Here is a 20,501-nt window from a genome sequence, read left to right on the forward strand (position 1 = left end):
AAACAATGCCCATTGTTTGGGGTAGGAATGCCCATCACTCCGAAGCGGTTACTTCTCAAGCAAATCTTTCAAAAAGGCATCCAGTTCTTCGTCTAATCCTTTCAGCAATTCATCGTTCAATAACAATGTATCTTCATCGTCTACCAGCAGAAGTTCGGCTACCGTTTCCTTGTCTTCATCCACCAACACAAAAGAATACGGCTTCATGATACAAAGATTATCCAACTTTCCGGATTCCTGCAGACAATTGAGCTCTCCTCTCAGAATCCGTTCGACAATAGTGTAAAAATCATCTCCATCATAATCCACCCACTCTTCGATTATGGTACGCGACAATTCCTCGTCATCATCATTAAATAATACTAGTTCACCGCTATCCTGCTTAGGCTGCAAATGAATATCGGTAACTACCGTTTTCTCTCCATCAGCAATAAATTTATCGATTGCTTCCTGAAGGGATGATACAATAGAAGCATGTGACTGTGCACTGAGTTTCATACCAAAATCAATTTTATTTAATTATTTATATTCAAAAGTACAAAAAAAATCTTTCATGCAACACTTATTCCTTAAAAATTATCTTTGAAACGATTCATTTGTATGTTTAACTGGGGCAATTGGGCCTCACGCTCCTTCAGTCTCAATAAATAGAGAGCAATAACGGTGGCTTCCGTCGTACCGGCTTTCGCCAATTTATCTGCTTTTTCCACCCATTCTATGGCGGTTGCAGGGTCGTCTTTCATTTCATAATATAATCCTATATTAAATGCTGCACGCATTTTTTGACGTCCTTTGCTTTTATCGTATATCTGCTTCCACAGCTCAAATGCACGGTCCCAGTTATTCTCGCGCACATATACTCCAGCATCGCGCATCCCCACATTGCCTCCGTCAAAATAAAAGCGCGATACTTCCCTCCAATGCGGAAGAAGGTAGTCGACAGGCATGGTAGCAGCATATTCCGAAGCTTCCTTTACGATTTTTTTGTCTGATAAGGTAGGTTCAATTTCCCATGATATGGTATCCTGTTTACTGAAACTGAGCATGGGACGCTCCCGCGAAGGGATATATATTCTGATAACGGGGGCAACCATACCGTCCACTGCATCTACCTGGAAACCTCCATCAAATGTATCTATAAATAAAACTCCCCGCTTGGTCTGGATATCCAATCGGTCGAAGGAGAATATTAAATCGGCACCCAAATCGGCAGCCAATTTCTGTACTTCATCCTGAGTCAGCATCACATCTTCACGTAGCTCGGTATCCTGTCCGCGCAAAGCGGAATCACAAATGATTACTTGCTCAAAGTAATTAGCATTCGCTATTTCCTCCGCCAAAGCTTCGGCAGCGATTTTACCGTCTCCTTTCAGTTCCACACTAATCACATCATGGCTGTCTCCCGCTTTGTAGACAGGCATGTTGTTTACCACAGCCACGTTTCGCACGACATCAGGAAAACTGACATCGGCAGCCTGCAACTGTTCAAAAGAAATCGTTTGCAAACTTCCGCATGAAGCCAAAGCCAAGCCGGTGACTATCGCTATTAATGAAATCGTTTTATTCATATCTGACCAATATTACTTATAAGGACAAAAGTAAGCTATTTACAGGAACTTATTAGTTAAAAGGAATAAAAAAACGTCTAAGCAGAAAATTCTGCTCAGACGTTTCTATGAAAGGGTCTATTTATCAGGCATTTTTTCCGTGGCAGTTCTTATATTTCTTACCACTTCCGCACGGACACAGGTCATTACGGCCTACTGTCTTTTCTGCACGCACCGGTTCGCGTTTCACTTCACGAGTGTCGTGGCCGGCTGCTGCTTGCTGATCGGGGTCACCTAAATCCCGTTTTTCTTCTCTATATTGCTGACGGGGAGCTGCCGGTTCGGGAGCTGCTTCGCGCACTTGCTCCGGTTCCTGTACAGGAATCTGTCCGCGAGTCAATACGGAGATGGTATTGTTATTAATCTTATTGACCATGTTATCAAACAGGTTCACTGATTCCAGCTTAAATATCAACAACGGGTCTTTCTGCTCATAGCTTGCATTTTGCACGGAATGTTTCAACTCGTCCAGTTCGCGCAAGTTTTCCTTCCAGGCATCATCGATGGTATGCAGCAAGATGGCTTTCTCGAATGACTTCACGATTTCCTTACCTTCTGTTTCATACGCAGCTTTCAGGTTGACAGAGATATTATACAAACGCTTGCCGTCTGTAATAGGAATCATAATGTTTTCATACATGTGTCCCTGCAACTCGAACACTTGCTTGATAACAGGGTTGGCAATCTGAGCCATGCGTTCTGTCTTGCGTTTGAAGTTGTTCATTGCTGCCTCGAAAGTCAGTTCTGCCAAGTCTTCCTGCTTCTTCGCATTGAATTCTTCTTCTGTGAAAGGAGGTTCCATCGCCAAAGTCTGCAACATTTCCATCTTCACATTATCATAATCGCCCAATTCCACTGCATACACGCAACGGTCCCAAATCATATTCACGATATCCATGCCGATACGTTCACCCATCAAAGCATGGCGACGCTTCGTATAGACAGCGACACGCTGTTTGTTCATCACGTCATCATATTCAAGCAAGCGTTTACGGATACCGAAGTTGTTTTCTTCCACTTTCTTCTGGGCACGCTCGATAGAATTGGAAATCATCTTGTGTTCAATCATTTCGCCTTCCTTAAATCCGAGTCTGTCCATGACACTGGCAATACGGTCTGACGAGAACAAACGCATCAGGTCGTCTTCCAATGAAACGAAGAATACAGAAGAACCCGGGTCACCCTGACGGCCTGCACGACCACGCAACTGGCGGTCTACACGACGGCTTTCGTGACGTTCCGTACCGATAATTGCCAAACCGCCCGCTGCTTTCACTTCTGGACTAAGCTTGATATCGGTACCACGACCTGCCATATTGGTTGCAATGGTCACGATACTCTTCTGACCGGCCTGGGCAACGATGTCAGCTTCTTTCTGATGCAGTTTTGCATTCAGCACATTGTGCTCAATCTTGCGCATTGACAGCATCTTGCTCAACATTTCAGAGATTTCTACAGAAGTAGTACCTACCAGAACAGGGCGTCCTGCTTTTACCATTTCTTCAATCTCTTCGATAACAGCTTTATATTTTTCACGTTTAGTCTTGTAAACGCGGTCATTCATATCTTTACGTGCAATCGGACGGTTGGTCGGGATGACAACAACATCCAATTTATAGATATCCCAAAATTCGCCAGCTTCCGTTTCGGCAGTACCGGTCATACCCGAGAGCTTGTGATACATACGGAAATAGTTCTGCAAAGTAATAGTGGCAAAAGTCTGGGTTGCCGCTTCTACTTTTACTCTTTCCTTAGCCTCGATAGCCTGGTGCAAACCATCTGAGTAACGACGACCTTCCATGATACGGCCGGTCTGTTCGTCTACAATCTTCACCTGTCCGTCAATCACCACATACTCATCGTCCTTTTCGAACATGGCGTATGCTTTCAAAAGCTGGTTGATAGTGTGTACACGTTCTGACTTGATGGCATAATTCGTCATCAACTCATCCTTCTTGGCCAATTTCTCTTCTTCCGACAGTTCGGTCTCGTTTTCCAAGGCCGACAACTGAGAAGTGATATCAGGCAATACGAATAAAGTAGGATCTTCAGCATTTCCGGTAATCAGGTCGATACCTTTATCTGTCAAATCCACACTGTTCTGCTTTTCGTCAATCACGAAGAACAAAGGATCAGTAGCTTCAGGCATACGCTTGTTGTTCTGCTCCATATAGATTTCTTCGGTTTTCAGCATACCGGCCTTAATGCCCGATTCACTCAAGAACTTAATCAACGGCTTGTTCTTAGGCAACGCCTTGTGACTGCGGAACAGGGCAAGGAATCCTTCTTCCTGATCTTTCTTGTCATCGGATGCAATCAAACGTTTTGCATCGGCAAGGTATTGGGTAGCCAGTTTCTTCTGAGCTTCAAACAGACGCTCAACCAACGGACGGAGCTGTTCAAACAGTTGATCCTCGCCTTTTGGAACAGGTCCTGAAATAATCAACGGAGTACGCGCATCGTCAATCAATACGGAGTCGACCTCATCGACAATGGCATAATTATGTTTACGCTGCACCAAATCCTTCGGACTGACAGCCATATTGTCACGCAGGTAGTCAAAACCAAATTCATTATTTGTACCGAAAGTGATGTCGGCCATGTATGCCTTGCGGCGTGCGTCAGAGTTAGGCTGATGCTTGTCGATACAATCGACACTCAATCCATGGAACTGATAAAGCGGCCCCATCCATTCCGAGTCACGTTTTGACAAATAATCATTGACGGTCACCACGTGCACACCGTTACCGGTCAAAGCATTCAGGAATACCGGCAAAGTAGCTACCAACGTCTTACCTTCACCGGTTGCCATTTCTGCAATCTTACCTTTGTGCAAAACGACACCACCAAACAACTGTACATCATAGTGCACCATTCCCCATGCCATATCGTTACCGCCGGCAATCCAGTGGTTTTGCCAAATCGCTTTATCGCCTTCGATGCGGACAAAGTCTTTTCCCTGTGCAGCCAAGTTACGGTCAAAGTCAGTGGCAGTCACTTCGATTTCAGGATTTTCAGAGAATCGGCGGGCTGTATCTTTTACGATGGCAAAAGCTTGAGGAAGTACATCATCCAGTGCTTTTTCATACTTTTCAAGCACTTCTTTTTCCAACTTGTCAATCTGCGTAAAGATGCCTTCACGATCTTCTAACTCAGTAGTCTCGATAGTAGCCTTCAGCTCTTCTATCTTTTTTTGTTCTTCCGTAGCCGAGTCGTGGATATACTTTTTCAATTCCTCTGTTTTGGCACGAAGTTCATCATTGCTCAGTTTGGCAATTTCCGGATATACAGCCTTGATTTTGTCTACCCACGGTTTTATTTCTTTCATGTCGCGGGTGGCCTTGTTTCCAAACAATTTGCCGATAAATTCATTAAATCCCATTGTATTTTTGTTTTTATTATTTTCTAATTTGGTTAATTTTGAAAGTGCAAAGTTAAAATAAAATGCTGATTTATTTGCACTTCTCTCTCTAAATATTATTTGCGGATGCCAGTCATCGGGGCCAAAGTAGAGGCATTGGGCGCCCGGATGCGCATGAAATGAGCTACAGTAGGTGCAATATTGCCAATCTTCACAGGGGTGTGAATAATTTCGGGCTTCATATTCCATCCCACTAAAACGAGGGGCGAAGAAGCATAAGCATCGCGCACTACCCTTTTGTCTAAAGAATGTTCACGGATAACCGACCAGCCGGGCAGAACTTCTATCCACAAGTCACCCGAACATGCCGGATTATAGCTGTTCTTTATTTTGTCGATGGTGGGAGTCCAAGAGCCTAACTGCAAACGTTGTGAAGAATAGACGTCTTTCACACCGCTAAACTGCACCAGAAATTCTGACGAACGAGTCAATATCTCAGTATAGTTAAGCTGTTTTTGCTCAATAAACTTATGATTCAAATAGATTTCCTGTTCGTGATGAGCTTCCACATACTGGCCCTCGCCATAAATGGCAGCCAAATAAAGGTTTAACAATGCAGAGCAACGCTGAATATAGAATTCTCCGCTCGGTATTTTATATTGAGGAGGATCAGCCGGTTCGGGATCTGTATATCCGGTGGAAGTAATGAAGAAAAGAGTGTTGTGCAAACCCACTTTTCTATCAATCATATCCAGCAGCTCGGCGATGCTATTATCCAGACGAACGTAAGTATCCTGCATTTCCAGTGGCAACTCGGACGGAGATTTGTGGTCATAGTTTCCGGCATAATAAGCCAAAGACAACAAATCCGGCACATTATCCTTGCCGATAGGGGTAGAATTGAGACAAGCGTTCACCAAACGGTTCACCTCGTCATTGGCATAAGGACTGGTTTTCAGTCTTCTGTATTTCAGCTTCCTTTCATCATCAAAATTATGTTTAAAAGTCAGCTGCTTGGTTTCTGTAGTCAGATATTTATAAGCGGTAACAGGCAGATAAGGTCCCCACACCATATCACCGATGCGGAAATCAAGCCCCTGATAATCGTTATACGTAGAAATCCAGGAAGGGAAAGTGCCATAATATGTACTTCCACTCCATTTTCCTGTTTCATCATTAATCCAAAAAGCACCTTTGGCTGCATGACCGGCAGCCAGTACTGCCATTTCACGAGTCGGAGCGATAGAATAAACTTCTGCCACCCCTTGTGTAGCCACTGTCAGTTCGTCTGACAAGTTTGACACTTTCAATTTTGCAGGAGAAGTGGACTCGGAAGTATAAATTCCCATAAAGTTATTGTCGTCCACACAATTAATCACGCGCAGAGTGGCACGATCCATCCAGTTATTCCCTACAATACCGTTGGTATAAGGAGTGGTTCCCGAATAAATAGCGGCCACAGACGATGATTTATCCACATTGATAAAATCATATTCTGCATTCAAGTATATTCTACCTTCTTTCCACAACCGTTTGAATCCCCGTTCTCCATACAAAGCCGAAAAAGCTTCTATATAGTCTGTCCGCAATTGGTCGATAGTAAGCCCTACCACCAACTTAGGAACTGCAGGAACATTTTGTGCCTGAAGTCCCGTTAATGCTATTACGGTCAGAAGAGAAGTTAAGATGCGTCCTTTCATTTACTGTTTTGTCTGTAATATAAAATTAGGTGGCCTGCAGAGCATACAAGCAAACACAGTGCCAAAGGTAATACCGTTACGTTGAATTTTTGCTGTATAAACGGCATTATCATTATAAAAAGTGTTAAACACACCACATTTATTAGATGATAGAGGTCTTTTTGCCCTTTTATCGCCTTATAAATCATCACCGGCAAGTAAATAAGGGGAATGGGATTGAACAAAATAATCAGCCAATTGGAACCGACTGTCGGCTGAATGGAAAAGAAAAATAAAAAAGCGATGATGCATCCGGCTATCCCCTGCGCTCCGAACAAGAACAAATCCCAGGCCCAAATCACCTTCTTCCATTTCAATTGAAGCCACGCAATCATGCAAGTCACAACCAATAATATGCATGCACACGACAGAGGAGACAATGGGAAACCTGCTTCCGCTTCTTCCGGCTCCACATCCACCACCTTTGACTCACTGAGCACCAGCGGACGAACACTGTCACCCTGCATAATGACTGCTGCCCTTGCCGCTTCCAGCATATTAAAAGGAGCGAACATCTGTTTTCTTCCATCGATAGGAGCATCCGCCTCACTGCCTAGACAAAGATCAATTCCTAATTCATCCCATTCATTCCCTTCCGTACACCGATGAACAATATCCCTGAAAGTGACCCCTTCTTCCGCTTCCGGATAAACCACTTTCCCATTGATACAGTCCTCTATCTTATCACGCGCACGCGTAGTACAATTATCGTAAAAGTAATTATAACGGTAAACCCGGTTCTCGGGACGATAATTTTCTTCGAGCAAATTCCATATCTTTTGTTTCTCTTCAGCGGTAAGGTTTAGCACTTGTTGATAAACCGACGAACCGCGCATGGCATATTCTCCTTCAAAATAAGAATAAGGCACTACTCCCAGTCGATAATCAGTTTCACCTTTTATAAAGCGCATCTCAAAATTAGGAGTATTAAAACTGAAGATACCATAATTAAAGACCAAGTCCTGCCCCTCCGCCGGATTTTCATAACGAATAGCGGTATGGCCGAACAATTCATAAATCTCGGTTCCCGGCGCACAAGTCAGCAAACTCACTTTTACACTATCCTGCTGGGCACGGACACCCCAAGAAGCCAATATTAAATAAAGTAGAACAAGTAGTTTCTTCATATTAATCCAATGTTTTGATACGCACTGAAATCGTTCTTCATCCGTATCAAAATTACAATTCACGCTGCAAAAGTACACCTAAATATTAATTAATACCTCACAAATACCGTTTTTTATTGCAATTCCTATTGTTTTTTTACGTTACTTTGCAGCCATAAAAGCAAAGTTGTGAATTTAATAATTGATATAGGAAATTCAGTAGCCAAGCTGGCTATCTTTGACAAAGACGAATTGGTAGAAGTATTTCGCGGTTCCAATCATTCATTGGATAGCCTTCCGATGCTTTGCTCCCGATACCCCTTGGAACGAGGTATCATCGCCTCTGTCATCACATTAAGCAACACGATCCGTCGACAACTGGACAAGTTGCCCTTTAAAATCATAGAACTAAGTCACGAAACTCCGGTCCCCATTACCAACCTATACAAGACACCGCAAACGCTGGGAATGGACAGGCTGGCCGCCGTCGTAGCCGCTACATGGCTAAAGCCCAACAATGACATACTGGTCATTGACGCCGGAACATGTGTCACATACGATTTCATCGATGCACAACACCAATACCATGGTGGCAATATATCTCCCGGAATGCGTATGCGCTTCAAAGCACTCAATATATTTACGGACAAGCTACCTAAAGTCAGTGCCAAAGGAGACATTCCCCTTTACGGACAAACGACGGAAACTGCTATTCGGGCCGGAGTCATCAGAGGTATGGAACTTGAAATGAGTGGATACATCTCCCTTATTCAAAAGAATTACCCCGAACTTTTGGTTTTTTTAACAGGCGGAGATGATTTTTCTTTTGATACAAACTTAAAAAGTATCATCTTTGCAGATAGATTTTTAGTATTGAAAGGTTTAAACAGAATATTAAGCTATAATGATAAATTATAAAAGACTGATTAGTGCGTTAATTATACTCACATTCACTGGGCTAGCCGTAGCCCAAACAAGCACAAACTCACCTTATACGCGCTATGGGTTCGGTTCATTGGCCGACCAGGGCTTCGGCAATAGCAAAGCGATGGGTGGAATAGCCTACGGGGTAAGAAACGGTTATCAAATCAACGCATCTAATCCGGCGTCATATACGGCAGTCGATTCTTTGACGTTCTTGTTTGATGCCGGCATGACTTTGCAAAATGCCAACTTCAAGGAAGGCAATATAAAGACCAACGCTAAGAATTCAAGTTTCGACTACTTGGCTATGCAGTTCCGTTTATGGAAACGTATGGGAATGGCTGTGGGATTTATCCCTTTCTCGACGGTAGGATACAGTCTGAGTAACACTTCCGAATTGACTAAGGATGAAGACGGAACTGTTATCAACAAGACTGCTTCTTATGCCGGTGATGGAGGGTTGCAACAAGTATTTGCAGGTGTAGGCTTCAAAGTGCTCGACAATCTGTCAATCGGTGCAAACATCTCTTATATATATGGTGATATCACACACTCTGTAACGACTGCTTTCAGCAACTCTAGTTCATTCAGCAGTGTCAGATTAGACAAGATATCCATCAATGATTATAAATTAGACTTCGGTTTGCAATATAGCTATAAGTTCAATAAAAAACACGTTTTAAACTTTGGTGCTGTATATTCATTGGGACATTCGATGAATGGCAAAGGATATAAATATAATCAGAAGTGGTTGAACGGAGCTGATTATCCTTCCACCCAGACAGGTGATACGATTACCAACGCATTCAGTCTGCCGCATACGTTTGGCGCAGGTTTGACTTATGTATATGACAACCGACTGACTGTGGGTGCTGATTTCACTTATCAAAAATGGGAGGATGCAAAATTCTATAATGAGAAGAATTACTTCTGCAACCGCACAAAAATAGCCGTAGGTGCTGAGTTTATTCCTAGTCCCTACAGCCACAATTATCTGAAACGTATCCGCTACCGCGTTGGTGGATATTATTCAGACCCATATACCAAAGTGGACGGTCAGGACGGGACCCGCGAATATGGAGTAAGTGCCGGTTTCGGTTTCCCGCTGTTCCAAAGCAAGTCCATCCTGAATATCTCGGGACAATATGTAAAAGTAAGTCCGAAAGTTAAAGGAATGTTGGAAGAGAATTATTTGAAAATCAATATCGGACTGACCTTTAACGAACGTTGGTTTATGAAGTGGAAAGTCGATTAACAAACCCAAAAGATAAAGTTTTAAAATAATAACAACTAAATTTATATACGATGAAAATGAAGATGGTAACAGCGCTGTTCGCTCTTTCTTTAAGTGCAACAGCTTCTTTCGCTCAAACCGGAGCGTCAGACGGTTCAAGGTATGGTCATGGTCAAGACAGTATTAACTGTCTGAAAAACATTAGTATCTATTCTGAGTACGTAAAAACAAACAACTTCAAGGATGCTTATACTCCATGGAAGAGCGTATTCAATGAAGCTCCGATTGCTCAGGCAGGTACTTACACAAACGGTGCAAAGATTCTTCGTTGGTTCATTGCCAATGAAAAAGATGCAGCTAAACAAAAACAATATTTTGAAGAACTGATGAATGTATACGATCAACGCATCAAATACTTGGACATATTGAACGGTTACGTTAAAACTCCTGTAACCAAAGGCTCTATCATCGGAATGAAAGCTCATGACTATTTCACAATGGGATGTCCTGACCTGAACACCGCATACAATTTGTTCAAAGAAGCCGTTGATTTAGAGAAAGATAACGCTGACTACTTTGTACTTCAAGAATTTACTGATGTTTCCGGACGTAAGGTAAAGGCTGACGAAGCACACAAAGAACAGTTCATTCAAGACTATATCGCTGCTGCCGGTTATGCAGACGCAGCATTCAAAAAAGAAACTAAAGCAAAGACCAAAGAACTGCTGAAAGTTGCCAAAGACAACATCGACGCATTCTTCATCAACAGTGGTGTAGCTACTTGCGATAACTTACAATCTATTTATGCTCCGAAAGTTGAACAGAACAAGACTAATCTGGACTATCTGAAACAAGTAATCAGTGTAATGCAAATGCTGGGATGTACAGAACAGGAAGCATACTTTGCTGCATCTGAACATGCACACGCTATCGAACCGACTTCTGAAACAGCTATCGGTTGCGGATATATGTATTTCAAGAAAGGCGATTTGGATAAATGTATCACATACTTCGACCAGGCCATCGAACTGGAACAAGACCCTGTGAAGAAAGCAGATTATTGCTATAAGACTTCTGCCATCCTGTTTAACAAAAAACAGTTGAGCAAAGCTAAACAATATGCATTGAAATCTATCTCTTTGGACGGAAACAACGGTAAGCCTTACATCCTGATTGCTAATATGTATGCATCAAGCCCCAACTGGAGCGATGAGAATGCATTGAACAAGTGTACATATTTTGCAGTTATCGACAAATTGCAGAGAGCTAAGAGTGTAGATTCAAGCGTAGAAGAAGAAGCAAACAAGTTGATTGGTACTTACTCACGCTATACTCCGAAAGACGAAGACTTGTTCTTCCTCGGATTAAAGAAAGGCGACAGTGTAACAATCGGCGGATGGATTGGTGAAACAACTACTATCAGATAATTATGTCAGTTGTAAAAAAACGAAATTCACACCTTATATTTATGAACATAACAGTTGTCGTTTGGACAACTGTTATGTTTGTTTTATTCCCCGCATGCTCGGGAGACAATAAAAACCTGGCAGAAGCCATAACCGAACGTGATTCCCTCCCCACCATGAGAACGCTGGGAGTGACTACCTTAATATCCGATTCGGGCATCACACGCTACAAAATCATTACCGAAGAGTGGGAAATCTACGATAAAAAGAACCCGCCTTATTGGGCTTTCGAAAAAGGAGTCTATCTGGAAAAATTCGATTCACTGTTCCATATCGATGCCAGCATCAAAGCCGATACAGCTTATTATTACGAGAAAAAGAAACTTTGGGAACTGAGAAGCAATGTACATATCCGCAACCTTCAAGGGGACAAATTTGACACACAACTTCTGTTCTGGGACGAAGCTAAAGAACAAATCTATTCCGACAAGCCTATCCATATTGAACAAGCAGACAAAAGCATTATAAACGGGCAGTATGGATTCAAGTCGAACCAACAACTGACCGAGTATGAAATCTATAACAGTGGCGGTGAGTTTGTTGTAGAAGACACAGCCCCGGCAGACAGCACAAAAGCCACTGCTTCGGACAGTATCAAGACCGACTCGATACATTAATTAATTATCATTATGGGCATCATCATAGAAATAATAATCACAATGGCCTTTTCCGCCTTCTTTTCAGGAATGGAAATTGCTTTTGTTTCCTCAAATAAATTACGCTTTGAGATGGACCGCAATAGCCAGAGCCTCACCTCTCGCATCCTTTCCATCTTCTTTCATAACCCGAACAATTTCATTTCTACCATGTTGGTAGGAAACAATATAGCCCTCGTCATCTACGGTATCTTGATGGCGCAGGTCATCGAGCAGAACATTTTGGCAGGACTCATTAACAATGAACTCTTACTGGTACTGATTCAAACTATCATATCAACATTAATCATCCTGGTGACCGGCGAATTCCTACCCAAAACACTATTTAAAATCAATCCCAACTTAACACTGAACATATTCGCCGTTCCCGCATTTATCTGCTACATAATCCTCTACCCTATCAGCAAATTTGCATCAGGACTATCTAACCTGATATTGCGTATCTTAGGTATAAAAGTAAATAAGGAAGCCAGTGACAAAGCCTTTACAAAAGTAGATTTGGACTATTTCATCCAAAGCAGCATCCAAGATGTCGACAATAAAAAAGAAATTGATACCGAAATCAAAATATTCCAAAATGCACTTGACTTTTCCAATATAAAGATTCGTGACTGCATGGTTCCACGTACCGAAATAGTAGCCATCGAATACGACACTTCACTCGAAGAACTGAAAGCACGTTTCATAGAAAGTGGAATCAGCAAAATCATTGTATACAAGGAGAATATAGACAATATTGTAGGCTATATCCATTCATCAGAGATGTTCCGCGAAGTAACCGACTGGACCGAACATATCCGCCAACTCCCTATTGTTCCCGAAACTATGGGCGCGCACAAGCTGATGAAACTATTCATGCAACAAAAGAAATCGCTGGCAGTGGTGGTCGACGAGTTCGGCGGCACTTCAGGCATTGTGGCACTGGAAGACTTGGTAGAAGAGATTTTTGGTGAAATAGAAGACGAACATGATACCACATCTTACATAGCTAAAGAAATCGGTGACAACGAATACGTTCTTTCAGGACGTTTGGAAATAGAAAAGGCAAACGAACTTTTCTCACTCAACTTGCCCGAAAGCGATGAATACCAAACCATCGGCGGCCTCATCCTGCACCACTACCAAAGCTTTCCCAAAATGCATGAAGTGATAAAGTTCGACAATTTCCAGTTCAAAATAATTAAAGTCACAGCCACCAAAATCGAGCTTGTAAAGCTGAAAGTGACCGGATAACAGATTTTTTTCACAATAAAATAGATTGTAAACCGCATTTTTTGTATCTTCGTGCGCTAAATCTATAAAGTATAGAAAAACAATAAACAAAATAGTATAATTTAGAAATGGCAACATTACAAACAATTAGAAGTAAAGGCCCTTTGTTGGTCGTTGTAATCGGTCTTGCCCTTTTCGCATTTATTGCGGGTGACGCTTGGAAAGTACTCCAGCCGCATCAGGGAAAACAAGACGTAGGTGAAGTCAATGGAAAAACACTCACCGCACAAGAGTATCAGAAAATGGTTGATGAATACGCAGAAGTTATTAAGCTGACTCAAGGCTTGAACTCTCTTAACGATGACCAACTGACTCAAGTGAAAGACCAAGTTTGGCAATCTTACGTAAACAATCAATTAATTGCAGCAGAAGCCAAGAAACTAGGTTTGACAGTAAGCGATGCTGAAATCCAAGCAATTATCGAAGAAGGCACTCACCCATTGCTGATGCAGACTCCGTTCCGCAACCCGCAAACCGGTGCATTCGACAAAGATATGTTGAAAAAGTTCTTGGTAGACTATGCCAACATGGGTAAAAGCCAAATGCCTGCACAGTATGTAGAATACTATCAGAAGATGGGTGCATTCTGGAACTTTATCGAAAAGACTTTGAAACAAACCGCTTTGGCTGAAAAATATCAGAACTTGCTGGCTAAATCATTAATCTCAAATCCTGTTTCTGCCGAAGATGCATTTGCTTCACGTACAGAGCAGACTGATGTATTGTTGGCTGCCGTTCCTTATTCTTCTATCAGCGATTCTACAATCACTGTTTCAAACGAAGAAATCAAAGCGCTTTACAATAAGAAAAAAGACACTTTCGAACAGCCGATAGAAACTCGCAACATCAAATACATTGATGTTTTGGTTACTCCTTCTGACGAAGACCGCAAAGAAGTTTTAGACGAAGTTACAGAATATTCTACTCAATTGGCTAATGCTGCCGACATGAGCACATTCGTTCGTTCTACTAACTCTGTAGTACCTTTCTCTGAAGTAGTTGTGAACAAGACTGTACTTCCTAACGACATCGTAGCTCGTTTGGATTCAGTTAAGCTCGGTGAAGTTTACGGTCCTTACTATAATCAAGCTGATGACTCATACAACGCTTTCAGAATTTTAGCGAAACAAACAGCTCCTGACTCCATCCAATTCCGTCAGATTCAAGTATATGCTGATACAGAAGCAAAGACTAAAACTTTGGCAGACAGTATTTTCACTGCTCTGAAAGGTGGTGCAGACTTTGCTGAGCTCGCTCAGAAATACGGTCAGACAGGTGAAGCAAGTTGGTTGACAGCACGTAATTATGAAGGTGCTGCCCTTGATGCAGAAAACGCTAAGTTTATCAATACCTTGATTAATGGCGGTATTAAAGAACTGAACAATCTGCAAATCGGTCAAGCTAACGTTATCCTTCAGGTGATGGATAAGAAGGCCATGAAAGATAAATATCAAGTGGCAATCATCAAACGTCCGGTAGAATTCAGCAAAGAAACTTACAACAAGGCATACAATGATTTCAGCCAGTTTGTAGCACAGAACACTACAATAGACAAGATTGTAGCCAACGCAGAAGACAACGGTTACCGTTTGTTGGAACGTGCCGATTTCCGTAGCGGTGAACACTATGTAGGTGGTGTAAAAGGTACTCGCGACGCATTGAAATGGATTTTTGCAGCTAAAGAAGGTGAAGTTTCTCCGCTGTATGAATGTGGTGAGAACGACCATCTGATGGTAGTTACACTCGAAAAGATTAATCCTGCCGGCTACCGTAACATCAATTTGGTGGCAGATATGCTGAAATCTGAAATTATCAAAGATAAGAAAGCAGAAAAGATTATGGCAGAATTGAACGGTGCAGACATTAATAAAGCCAAGAGTGCTGCAAATGCAGTGAGCGATACAGTAAAACATATCACTTTTGCAGCTCCCGCGTATGTTTCTGTGACTCGTGCAAGCGAACCTGTATTGGGTGCTTTTGCCGGTAAAACAGAAGTAAACAAGACTACTGCTCCTATCAAGGGTAATGCAGGTGTATATGTAATGCAGGTTATCAATAAGGACAAGAGTGCCGAAACATTCGATGCCAAGACAGAAGAAAGCAACTTGGAAAATATGGCAGCACGCTATTCAAGTAGCTTTATCAGTGACTTGTATAAGAAAGCAGAAGTAAAAGACGACCGCTACTTATACTTCTAAAGCAAGAAATCATTAAAATCCATATAATGGGAAAGAGGTGTATCAGGATAATAATCTTGGTGCACCTTTTTTAATTATATCAAATAAATTTCTGATGAGCACCAAAACACCAGAGAAAATAGAACTCCCCCACAATACCATTATCACAATATACCTTCCGTAAGGCCCCAAAACTATTTTGTATTTATTTAAACATTTATTCTCTTACTACATAAAACATATTCTCCTAACGCTACGTTCATTACACGTGACTAAAAAGCAAAATATGAGAAAAGTATTTTATATAGTATGTGCGGCAGTATTATCACTGATGTCAGCCTGCATAGACGAGGATGACGACAACTGCCGAACAGACTATACAGTCGAAATAGCAGTGGCTGACAAGAACTACGCTAATATCAGTCAATACCCCCAATACCCCTTCGAGCAGGAAGACCAACCTTTCGGACATTTCCAAAATACCATATATTATGCACTCACCGATAAATATACCGGAAAAACTGTCAGCCAATCATTGGTAACAGCCGTCACAGGCAACGACCGGACTTACAAATTGGTTTTCCATAATCTACCTTTGGGAGAGTATAATCTTACCGCATGGGGAAATATGACAGATGGAACCCTAGCCGGAATATTGCATCCCCAAAGCACTGAGCATACAGATATCTATATAGGAACAATAGATTTCTGTAACTGCAACAGCAGCTCTGCAAGCATTGCACTCCAACGTACCAAAGGAAAACTATTGATTTTCTGCAAGAACTTTCCCTCTTATGTAACACGGATGCATCAAAGCGTGAAAGGGATATACAGTCAAGTGGACAGTTTGCTGAACTATCAAGGCTCGGCAACCATCGAAAAAGATAGCCGTCCACAGGAAATAAATGCGCTGGCTGTCTCTCCGTCTATCACCGAAAAAAGCACCCGCCTGAACCTCAGTTTCTATTCAGAAGGAAAGAGTTCTGCTCTGTTGACCGTTCCCGAAATGGAATTAAACATCCGCCGCAATGAACTGTCAGCTGTTAGTGTCGACTTCGACAAAGATACAGATGCATGGAATATCTGGGTTTATTCAGACAAAGAATGGACATTAGTCCATCATTTAACAATCGAATAATTTTGCATATCTATTTTTTTAACCACTTAATTATTTTATAAAATGAAAAAATTGATGTTTCTCGCTATGCTGAGCATGTTTTTGTTTGCATGCTCTGACAATGACAATCCTGCGCCGTCAAGTGAAAATGCCGAAACAGGTGTTACTTTCGAGATTTCAGCCGTAAACGAATTAAAAGATGGCGGCACTTCTCGTGGCTCAATCTATAGTCAGGAAGCTACACAACATGTAACACGTGTTGTTGTATATGCGTTTCTCAACAATGGGAGTGACTATGTTTACTCCAAGTCGTTCACCATTTCGGGATGGAGCGACGGCACTACCTTCATGCGTTACTCCATCGGAAACAGCGAGAAACTCAGTGCTGGTGATTATAAATTTCTAGCAATAGGTCGCGATCAGACCGACTTGTTCAATATCAGTTCGCCTGAGACGGCTCACAATTTCGACAATATGATGGCTACCATTGCACAATCAGGTGACGAATCCGAGATATTTGCAGGATGGAGCCAAGCAAACGTCAGCAATAACGGAGGAACGCGTGTCAGCATCTCGATGACTCGTAAAGTGGCAGGTGTACTGGGCTACTTCAAAAATATCCCTCAAAACATAAACGGAACAGATGTGAAATATCTTCGTCTATCCGTCAGTGATGCCAATAAAGAAGTGAATATCACAAACGGAGCTGCCATTACATCCAATGTCACTCCCTATAATATCATCAATATAGATCTATCCGGCCAGACAATCACCGGAGGAGTGTATGCCGGTAATGACCTTTCCGGTCATGGAGTAGTAAAACTGCCCAATTCACAACTTAGCGGTTCATTCTTCATGCCGGTCAGCAATGTCACTATGACTTTGGGACTATATGATGCCGGCAACAATCCCCTTAAAACTTGGGTTGTAAAAGATACAGACGGTAACAGTTCATTCAATATCTTGGCTAATCATTTCTATGCATTGGGAACGAAGACACAGGCAGGTAACACCAATGGCGGTACTCCCGAAATGGGTGACGACGACTCTCCGATTGACTTGCTGACAGATCAGGCTATCGTAATTTCCATCAATCCGGCATGGGAAGTGATACATAATATGGTTATCCAATAAGCTTAAATTCATAAAGGAATGACAAGGAAAAGGCATATACTTTATTTTTCAGTTGCAGCATTGCTGTCGGCCCTATGGCTGACAGCATGCACAACAGATGACATTGATGAACCGGAGATGCCACAGAAAGACAACACAATTCCGGTAGAGATAAATATCCAGTATGAGGATGCGCTGAGCCGTGCTTCCGATAATGCTACCTTATCCGTCAACCGTATTCTGATATTACCTTTCCGCAAGACAAATGAATCTCTTGCAACGAGTGAACCGGCCAATTTTGTGCCCGATTATGCTGCCGCCAAGCAGATAACCCTCCACTCTTTTCCTGTCACTTCTACAAAGCTTAATCTTCAGGCAACTTCCACCTATCGCATTGTCGTACTGGGATATAATCGGAATGATTATAATTTCAATAACCCCACAGCCGCCTCAAGACTGTTTGATATAGGATCGGTATCTACTCCGGCAACATTGGCCAATCTTTATGTAAAGCCAATCAATCCGACCTATGGAGTACCCGAATTTTTCAGTTGCCAATGCATAGGAAATATGAATGGAACAGCAATTGGCACAGCATTTCTACCGGGACAAGTCAATCAGATAACCGGAACGCTAAAACGTATTGTCAGCGGGCTGACAGTCCAGATAAACAATATTCCAACCTTTGTTAAATTCGTCACACTGGTTGCAGAGAATTTGGTCACCGCCACACGGATTACAGATGGAAGCGCAATGTTATGGCAGACAACAGGAGACGGTTCTCCAAGAATACTGGGCACACAAGTACCCACATCAGGAAGCGTCAATCTAAGCTATTATCTACTAGCCATCCCCGATGCCCGGAAAACGCTCTTTTATTTGGATGTATCTTACGGTTCATTCACCGAACGTTATACCATTAAGGTAGCCGACGAACCAGGTAAAGTATCAGGCAACCGGTTCATCTTCCTTCCTAATTATCAACTGACGGTGACAGGCGACTACTCCAAAATCAATCTAGGATTTATACTAACACATAATGTAAATCTGGATGATAATACTTGGGATGGTATTCAATAATTAATCATTAAACCCAACGGAGATGAAAATATTTCAATGGATAATTACAGGTGGACTTGTATTGTCTTTATTCACCGGATGTAACAGCGAGACAGACCTCCTGCCACCTGCTTTACCGGAAACCGAACAGCAACCTCCTGAAGTAAATGAAGGAGCAGAGAATTTACCCGAAGGCTGCTTTGAAGTCAATTTCTCACCCACATTCGGCAACCGTTCCCGTGCCGCAGTGACAGGTGCCGACGGTCGAGTCCGCCATCTCCGTTATATCATCTATAAATCAACAGGAGAATATATCAAGGAGAAAGTGATTTTAACTCCGGGCAACGGTATAACTACATGGCCTTTAACTGCAGTCAAAGATACATTACCCAAAGGAAATTATATCGCTGTGTTCACTGCCAATGTAGAAAAGACACTGTTTCCTTACACTTCAAGTAGTGGAACTACATACACAGATGTACTTACCAATTATCAAACGACCTATGCCAACGGACGTATTGTACTGCCTAATGCAGAATTTACGGACACATCTGAATATTATTGGGCTAAAGTATCTTTCTCGGATGCTACTCCCCAACCCTATGTATTGTTGCAACGTATCATCAGCATGCTAAAACTGCACCGCAATTTTGTAGATGCACAAACAGCCCTAAATGCGCTAGTAAACAATATCGTGACACAGGTAGGATATAAAAACATCATTCGCACCACCGTACAAGGTTTACTTCCGGGACTATTAAAACCGGCATTAGATCTTGGCACCCTAGGAAATGCAATCTATACAGTGCTAGGCGGACTGGACGCAGCTGTCAATCTAGTTGTAGGCGGACTGGTGGAACCGGTCACAAATGCATTGTATGATATGCTGTTAAAACAATTAGTCAACCAACTCGGACTTGCATTAACGGGTAATGCTGACCAGCAAGGCTTATTGGCATTTCTAGGCGTATTACTCAACCCATGGGCAACCAGCGAAGCCAGTACCGCAGTAGTGACTATACGGAATTTCCCTAAGACAATGGATTTCAATCTGACCGTAAAAGACTACTTTACAGGTGACCAACGCTTTAAATACGCCTTTACAGGAGGAAATATATATAGTGAGAAAGACATTCTCATTAAAGGTTTTCACGGAACATTTGATGTACGCAATATCAATGTCATTAAACAAGGATTAGTATCCGGTTTACTGATTGACCGGATTATAGACAGTTCTCTACTCTTAAACGGAACTTTTATCGACATTAACGATCCAATACAAGCCAATGTAAATACCAACTACCGATACCGTTCAGATTATTCTTTTTTGGACTTAGGACTAAAATCGTATGCCCAACAGACAGATGGAAATCATTCGCTAACCTTATCCCTCAAGCTGTCCACCATCCCAAATCTGGACGGACTATTGGGAGGTATCCCAATAGTGGGAACTTTACTGGGAACAGTTGTCAAAACCGCCATCGGCAATATTACCATATCAGTCCCGCTGAATCTGCCTTTACTGGGAGTAGACAATCTAACTCTTTCAGGAGGATGGAGTACACCGGCTACTTATTAAAAAGACAAAGCCGCTTCATACAAAAAAAGGGTGTGCCAAAGAATAACAGACACAAGGTCTTCTCATTCCGACACACCTTTTTTATAATATC

15 protein-coding genes are annotated in these 20,501 nt (G+C 42.1%); 10 read left to right on the forward strand and 5 right to left on the reverse strand.

Features of this window, described 5'->3' with window-relative positions; all coding sequences use genetic code 11:
• Positions 1–48 precede the first annotated feature (48 nt).
• From IR173_RS02995 to lnb, 5 genes are all read right to left on the reverse strand, one after another.
• On the reverse strand, positions 49–498 hold the full coding sequence (locus IR173_RS02995) for a hypothetical protein (protein WP_237038191.1): 450 nt from the start codon (positions 496–498) through the stop codon (positions 49–51).
• Positions 499–569: 71 nt separating this feature from the next.
• A complete protein-coding gene (locus tag IR173_RS03000) occupies positions 570–1,568 on the reverse strand; it encodes a DUF6340 family protein (protein WP_237038192.1) in 999 nt (332 codons plus the stop codon).
• A gap of 124 nt (positions 1,569–1,692) precedes the next feature.
• On the reverse strand, positions 1,693–4,989 hold the full coding sequence (gene secA / locus IR173_RS03005) for a preprotein translocase subunit SecA (protein ID WP_237038193.1): 3,297 nt from the start codon (positions 4,987–4,989) through the stop codon (positions 1,693–1,695).
• A gap of 95 nt (positions 4,990–5,084) precedes the next feature.
• On the reverse strand, positions 5,085–6,668 hold the full coding sequence (locus IR173_RS03010; protein WP_237038194.1) for an alkaline phosphatase family protein: 1,584 nt from the start codon (positions 6,666–6,668) through the stop codon (positions 5,085–5,087).
• Positions 6,665–7,834, reverse strand: coding sequence for a lipoprotein N-acyltransferase Lnb (gene lnb / locus IR173_RS03015; protein WP_237038195.1), 1,170 nt, complete (start codon positions 7,832–7,834; stop codon positions 6,665–6,667). Before lnb ends, IR173_RS03010 begins: the two co-directional genes overlap by 4 nt.
• Before the next feature lie 168 nt (positions 7,835–8,002).
• Here lnb and IR173_RS03020 point away from each other — a divergent pair, with 168 nt between their 5' ends.
• The 10 genes from IR173_RS03020 (at position 8,003) to IR173_RS03065 (ending at position 20,410) form a co-directional block, all read left to right on the forward strand.
• Positions 8,003–8,731, forward strand: coding sequence for a type III pantothenate kinase (locus IR173_RS03020; RefSeq protein WP_237038196.1), 729 nt, complete (start codon positions 8,003–8,005; stop codon positions 8,729–8,731).
• Positions 8,718–9,992 (forward strand): hypothetical protein, encoded by a 1,275-nt coding sequence (locus IR173_RS03025; protein ID WP_237038197.1) that lies wholly within the window; start codon positions 8,718–8,720, stop codon positions 9,990–9,992. The genes IR173_RS03020 and IR173_RS03025 overlap by 14 nt, the downstream gene beginning before the upstream one ends.
• Positions 9,993–10,042: 50 nt before the next feature.
• Positions 10,043–11,398 (forward strand): tetratricopeptide repeat protein, encoded by a 1,356-nt coding sequence (locus IR173_RS03030; RefSeq protein WP_237038198.1) that lies wholly within the window; start codon positions 10,043–10,045, stop codon positions 11,396–11,398.
• Positions 11,399–11,400: 2 nt separating this feature from the next.
• The gene (gene lptC / locus IR173_RS03035; RefSeq protein ID WP_237038199.1) at positions 11,401–12,054 is read left to right on the forward strand and encodes an LPS export ABC transporter periplasmic protein LptC; all 654 of its coding nucleotides are present in this window, start codon (positions 11,401–11,403) and stop codon (positions 12,052–12,054) included.
• A gap of 12 nt (positions 12,055–12,066) precedes the next feature.
• Positions 12,067–13,326: a hemolysin family protein gene (locus IR173_RS03040; protein ID WP_237038200.1), complete on the forward strand. Its 1,260-nt coding sequence runs from the start codon at positions 12,067–12,069 to the stop codon at positions 13,324–13,326.
• A gap of 107 nt (positions 13,327–13,433) precedes the next feature.
• The gene (locus tag IR173_RS03045) at positions 13,434–15,563 is read left to right on the forward strand and encodes a peptidylprolyl isomerase (protein ID WP_237038201.1); all 2,130 of its coding nucleotides are present in this window, start codon (positions 13,434–13,436) and stop codon (positions 15,561–15,563) included.
• Between the two features lie 265 nt (positions 15,564–15,828).
• On the forward strand, positions 15,829–16,680 hold the full coding sequence (locus tag IR173_RS03050) for a hypothetical protein (RefSeq protein ID WP_237038202.1): 852 nt from the start codon (positions 15,829–15,831) through the stop codon (positions 16,678–16,680).
• 42 nt (positions 16,681–16,722) lie between these two features.
• Entirely contained in the window at positions 16,723–17,793 is a 1,071-nt protein-coding gene (locus IR173_RS03055; protein WP_237038203.1) for a FimB/Mfa2 family fimbrial subunit, read from the forward strand.
• A gap of 18 nt (positions 17,794–17,811) precedes the next feature.
• The gene (locus IR173_RS03060) at positions 17,812–18,852 is read left to right on the forward strand and encodes a hypothetical protein (protein ID WP_237038204.1); all 1,041 of its coding nucleotides are present in this window, start codon (positions 17,812–17,814) and stop codon (positions 18,850–18,852) included.
• 22 nt (positions 18,853–18,874) lie between these two features.
• Positions 18,875–20,410, forward strand: coding sequence for a hypothetical protein (locus tag IR173_RS03065; protein ID WP_237038205.1), 1,536 nt, complete (start codon positions 18,875–18,877; stop codon positions 20,408–20,410).
• The last annotated feature ends 91 nt before the right edge of the window (positions 20,411–20,501 follow it).

Origin of the sequence: Phocaeicola faecalis (assembly GCF_021730445.1) — a bacterium.
Lineage (GTDB): Bacteria > Bacteroidota > Bacteroidia > Bacteroidales > Bacteroidaceae > Phocaeicola > Phocaeicola faecalis.